Raw genomic sequence first — 5,274 nt, forward strand, 5'->3', positions numbered from 1 at the left:
CGGTGCCTGCACCACCCGGCTGCGGCTGCTGGTCGTCGATCAGGCGTTGGTCGACGAGGCGGCATTGAAGGCGCTGGGCGCGATGGGCGTGCTGCGGCCGTCGGCGCGCGCGGTGCAGGTGATCGTCGGCCCTGTCGCCGATCAGGTCGCCGAGGAAATCCGCGAGGCGGGCAACGCCGCCGGCACCGCGCCGGTGGCGGTTGCGCCGGTCGCCCCCGCCGCCGAATCGACGGTCACGCTGGCCCCCGACGTGCTGGCGGCGCTGGGCGGCGCGGCGACGGTGGCGAAGGCGACGACGCTGGCCGGCCGCATCCGGGTCGAGCTTCGCCAGCCGGTCGACGCGGGCGCGCTGGCGAGCGTGCCGGGGGTTCGCGCGGCGGTGCAGGTGGCGCCCGGCATCGTCCACCTGCTCCCGTAACCAATGTGACGCAGAGGTGTGTTGCCTAAACAGCGCACCCTCTTGCAATATGGATCGTTTTTATCTGCCGGTAGACGGAACAACGTTGACCTATCCTGTCGCTGGTAGAAAAGTATCGTACAGGTGAAACGTACCTTTCTGGCTTTGGTACTGTCCTGCCCGTTTTGAGGATCGGCTCTTGAACCCGTTTTGACGCGGTTTCGAGGTTGTCGACCCGTAACTTTCGGGGAGGGCGTCCAGGCAGACAGGCGGCACCGACAAAAAGGGGGAAACATGCGACCGATCACTACATTGCTGACAACGTCCTGCCTCGTGACGCTGCTGGCGGGCACCGCTCAGGCGCAGACGGGTATTCCTGCCGACGCGCCGACACCGGGTGGCGAGCCGGTCGCGTCCACCGTCGAGGATGATGCGATCGTCGTGACGGGGACGCGCATCCGCCGCCCCAACGCGACCTCGGCGGCGCCGATCCAGTCGGTGACGTCGGAGGAAATCCGCCTGCAAGCCGCCGTCAACATCGAGGACGTGCTCAACCGCCTGCCGCAGATCGCGCCGGATGCGCAGCAGAACTACCAGGATTCGGATGGTCGCCAGCGGATCAAGCTGCGCAGCCTAGGTTTCGAACGCACGCTGACGCTGGTCGACGGCCTGCGGCTGGGCACGATGAACGGCGTCGATGCGGGCATGATCCCGACCGCGCTGGTCGAGCGGATCGACGTCCTGTCGGGTGGTGCATCGTCGGTTTACGGTTCGGATGCGGTCGCGGGCGTCGTCAACTTCATCCTGAAGAAAGACCTCGAAGGCATCAGCCTGAACGCGAACTATAATTTCTACAACCATGATAACAAGGACACGCTGGTCAGCCCCTATGCGCGGGCGGCCGGCTTCCCTGTGCCGCGCGGCTTGACCAACGACGGCGCGCGCAAGGACCTGACGCTGTCGGCGGGCACCAAGTTGTTCGACGGCGCGCTGAGCGTGATGGGCTTTGTCAACTATCGCCAGTCGGACCTCGTCCCTTATGACTCGCGCGCCAGCTCGGCGTGCCAGTTGGTTGAGGCGGGGATCGACGGTCCGCTGAGCTGCTCGGTTTCGACCTATACGCAATATGGCTATCTGTCCCCGCGCGGCGGCACGCAGTCGGGCCGGGTCTATGCCAACAACCCCAATGGCACGCGCACCTTCGTGCCATTCGGCGTTGGCATTCAGGCCAATCCGTTCGACGGCTATTCGTACCAGCGGGAAAGCGAACGGGTGAATGCCGGCGGTTTCGTGACGCTCAAGCTGTCCGATGCGGTCGAACTCTATGGCAACGGCCTGTGGTTCCGCGACGAATCGGTGAACCGCTTCCCGGCGCGCGTGCTCAGCTTCACCGCCTATGGCAACACGCCGTTCAATGTGAACTGCAACAATCCGCTGATGTCGGCGGCGCAACAGACCGCGATCTGCGGCACCGCGGCGGGAACGTCGACGCTGTTGCCGATCGAGGTGCGCTATCGCTTCAACGCGCTGCCGTACAACGACCAGACCTATGTGAACCAGGGCTTCCGCGGTGTGGGCGGCGTGCGCGGCACGTTCGCCGATGCGTGGAGCTATGATATCGCGGGCGTCTATTCGCGTAACCAGCAGGACACCCAATATGCGCCGTTCGCGCCGATCGATCGGATCAACCGGTCGCTGAACGTCATCAACGTGGGCGGTACGCCGACCTGCGCATCGGGGACCGCCGACGGTTGCGTACCGTTCGATGCGTTCAGCGCGAACAACAACAACCAGGCGCTGTACAATTATCTCTACGCCGGTCGTAACGGATCGGAAATCGGCATCGGCCTGCTGTACGACGTCGTCGCCAGCATCAGCGGCGACCTTGGCAAGTACGGCGTTACCAGCCCGCTGGCGGAACAGGGTATCGCAATCGCGATCGGCGCCGAATATCGCAAGGACCGCTACATCGGCACCGCCGATTCGGTGTTCCGCGAGGAAAACGGCGGCACCGATTTCCAACTTCGCCAGAGCGTGAAGGAGGCCAACGTCGAAGTGCAGGTGCCGCTGGTCGAAAAGCAGCGCTGGACGCATCTCTTGCAGATCAACGGCGGCTATCGCCTGTCGAAGTACGACACCAATCCCGACACCTTCAGCACCTACAAGATCGAAGGCCTGTGGGCGCCGGTCGAGGACATCACCTTCCGCGGTGCGTTCAACAAGGCGCAGCGCGCGCCGACGGTGTTCGAGATCCGGCAGGCAACGCAGCGTCAGTACGGCACGCAGGGCGGATCGCAGAACGACTTCTGCGCCACGACCACCATCCAGGTGCCCGATCCCGCCGATCCGACGCGGGTCATCACGCGCACCGTCGCGCCGCGCGCGTCGATCGACGTTTGCCGCGCCACCGGTCTTGCCGATTCGCTGTACGGCAGCACGACGCTGAACTGCCCGAACAACCAGTGCACGGTGTTCACCGGCGGCTTCACCGTCGATCCCGAAACCGCATGGACCAAAACGTTCGGCGTGGTGCTCAAGCCGCGCTTCCTGCCGGGGCTGACCGTTTCGGTCGACCGTTTCCTGATCGACATCGACGACTCGATCGGGTTCGGGGACTATAGCTACTGGCAGGAAGGCTGTCTGACATCGGGCGGCGATTCGTATTTCTGCGACAAGATCGTCCGTGCCCCGACCACGGGCATCCTGTACAGCGCGCCTGCGACCAACCCAACCTCGGGCTATATCCAGCAGGGGACGACCAACACCTACAAGACCAAGGCGCATGGCTGGGATTTCCAGGGCCAGTATGTCTTGCCGATCGACCGTTTCGGTACGCTCGACTGGATCTTCAACGGGTCGCTCACCACGCTGGCGGGTAATCAGGAATCGCCGATCCGGCTGGAGCGGAACTGTGCCGGGCTGTTCGGCAACGGTTGCGGCCAGTTGCTCCCCGAATGGACGCACGGGCTGCGCACCACCTATGTAACGCCGGACAAGGCGGCATCGCTTTCGTTCAACTGGCGCTATGTCGGTGCGCTGACCCATGCGAAGAATTCGGGCGATCCCGCCGTCGGCGGTACTGCCGCCGACGCGCGCAAGACCTTTTATCGTTTCGATCCAGTCAGCTATTTCGATCTGGCGGCGACGTTTGCGGTCGGGCGGCAGTTCACGCTACGCTTCTCGGCGAACAACCTGCTCGACAAGGTGCCGCCGATCCTGCCCAACTCGTATGACGTGTCGCTGGCACGTAACAACACCATCCCGGCACGCTACGACTCGCTGGGACGGCAGATCGCGATCGGGGCAACGGTCAACTTCTGATCGTTCGATCGACGCGACCCGCGGCCCGCTTGCCTGACGCAAGCGGGCCGTTCCGGTTCACGCGGACCGCAGGCTGGGTGACTTGCGTACGGTGCTGCGCCCGTCGTCGCCCGCCACCGCATAGGTGAAGCCCGGCAGCAGCGCGAACGCGCCGACCTGCCCGGCGCGGTCCATCGCGAGGAAGCCGACCTGCACCCCGTCGAGCGCGGTCCCACGCAGCCGGGCGATATGTTCGACCGCCTCGCGGCAGGCGGCGGCGGGGGACAGGCCGGCGCGCATCGACGACACGACGCGCGCGGTGCCGGCGATGCGGGTGACTTCCTCGCCCAGCCCGGTCGCGGTCGCCGCGCCCACGCCACCCTCGACGAACAGTCCGCTGCCGACCTGTGGGCTGTCGCCGACCCGGCCGTGCAGCTTGAACGCCATGCCCGAGGTGGTGCAGGCCCCGGCGAGCGCGCCGTCGGGGGCGCGGGCGATCATGCCGATCGTGTCATGGTCGAGCGGCCCGCCGAGCGGGGTACGGCGGTTCTCGCTGTTCGCCTGGGGCGCGTATTTCGACGTTTGCAGCCATTTGCGCCATTCGGCCTCGGCCTCCGGCGTCAGCAGCTTTTCGGGCCGGAAGCCGTTTTCCAGCGCGAACTGGCGCGCGCCGTCGCCGACCAGAAAAGTATGCGGCGTGCGCTCCATCACCGCGCGCGCGACCGAGATGGGATGGGCGATGTCCTCCAGCGCGGCGACCGCGCCGACATGGCCGCGATCGTCCATGATGACCGCGTCGAGCGTGACGATGCCGTCGCGGTCGGGATAGCCGCCCTTGCCGACCGAATGATTGGCCAGATCCGCCTCGGGCACTTTCGCGCCGGCCTCCAGTGCGTCGATCAGGGTGCCGCCGGCGCGGAAGCGCGCAACCGCCGCATCATTGGCCGCCACCCCGAAGTCCCAGGTCGAGGCGATACGAAACGGCGCGGGCGTGCGCGGCCGGGCGGGAAGGGCGGCGGCGGTGCCGCCGGCGGCGAGGCCGGCGATCGCGGTGCGGCGGGTGATCGGTGGCATGGCGGTTCCTGCTTGATACGGTCGGTGCGCGACTGTGCTGGGCAGGTGCGGCGGGCGCAAGCGACAAGGCGGGATTCGTGGCTTGTCCGTGGGCGATGGTTGCGCGACGATCCTGCGGTCCGCTGCCGTGGGAGGAAGCATATGCCGAGGTCGCTCTTCATCAGCCTGCCCGTCGCCGACGTCGCCCGGTCGAGCACCTTTTATCAGGCGATCGGCATGGTGAGGGACGACCGGCTGTCGGGGCCGCATGCCGCGGCGATGATCTGGACCGATACCGTGCGGATCATGCTGCTCGACCGCGATTTCTACGCGACGCTGGCACACAAGCCGGTCGCCGACGCCCATGCCGCCAGCGGCGTGCTGATCGCGCTCGGCCTCGACAGCCGCGACGCGGTCGATGCGATCACGCAAGCCGCGCTCGCGGCGGGCGGGCACGAGGGGCATGGGGCGGAGGACGAGGGCACTATGTACAGCCGCGCGTTCGAAGACCTCGACGGCCATGG

At 66.4% G+C, this 5,274-nt stretch carries 3 protein-coding genes and 1 pseudogene; 3 read left to right on the forward strand and 1 reads right to left on the reverse strand.

Annotation, left to right across the window (positions count from 1 at the left end; translation table 11 throughout):
* Together ASE78_RS19555 and ASE78_RS08715 are read left to right on the forward strand one after the other, a co-directional pair.
* Positions 1 to 418 (forward strand): annotated as a pseudogene (locus ASE78_RS19555) (PTS N-acetyl-D-glucosamine transporter); the annotation flags it as partial.
* A gap of 273 nt (positions 419 to 691) precedes the next feature.
* Complete coding sequence (locus tag ASE78_RS08715) at positions 692 to 3,718, forward strand: TonB-dependent receptor domain-containing protein (protein ID WP_200911018.1); 3,027 nt, start codon at positions 692 to 694, stop codon at positions 3,716 to 3,718.
* A 57-nt stretch (positions 3,719 to 3,775) separates the two neighbouring features.
* On the opposite strand, the gene ASE78_RS08720 is transcribed toward ASE78_RS08715, so the two are convergent.
* A complete protein-coding gene (locus ASE78_RS08720) occupies positions 3,776 to 4,771 on the reverse strand; it encodes a N(4)-(beta-N-acetylglucosaminyl)-L-asparaginase (protein ID WP_056495797.1) in 996 nt (331 codons plus the stop codon).
* Between the two features lie 141 nt (positions 4,772 to 4,912).
* On the opposite strand from ASE78_RS08720, the gene ASE78_RS18270 reads away from it, so the two are divergent.
* Positions 4,913 to 5,274, forward strand: a 362-nt coding sequence (locus ASE78_RS18270) for a VOC family protein (protein WP_082467121.1), incomplete at its 3' end; no start/stop codon positions are given.

Origin of the sequence: Sphingomonas sp. Leaf25 (assembly GCF_001421635.1) — a bacterium.
Classification (GTDB): domain Bacteria; phylum Pseudomonadota; class Alphaproteobacteria; order Sphingomonadales; family Sphingomonadaceae; genus Sphingomonas.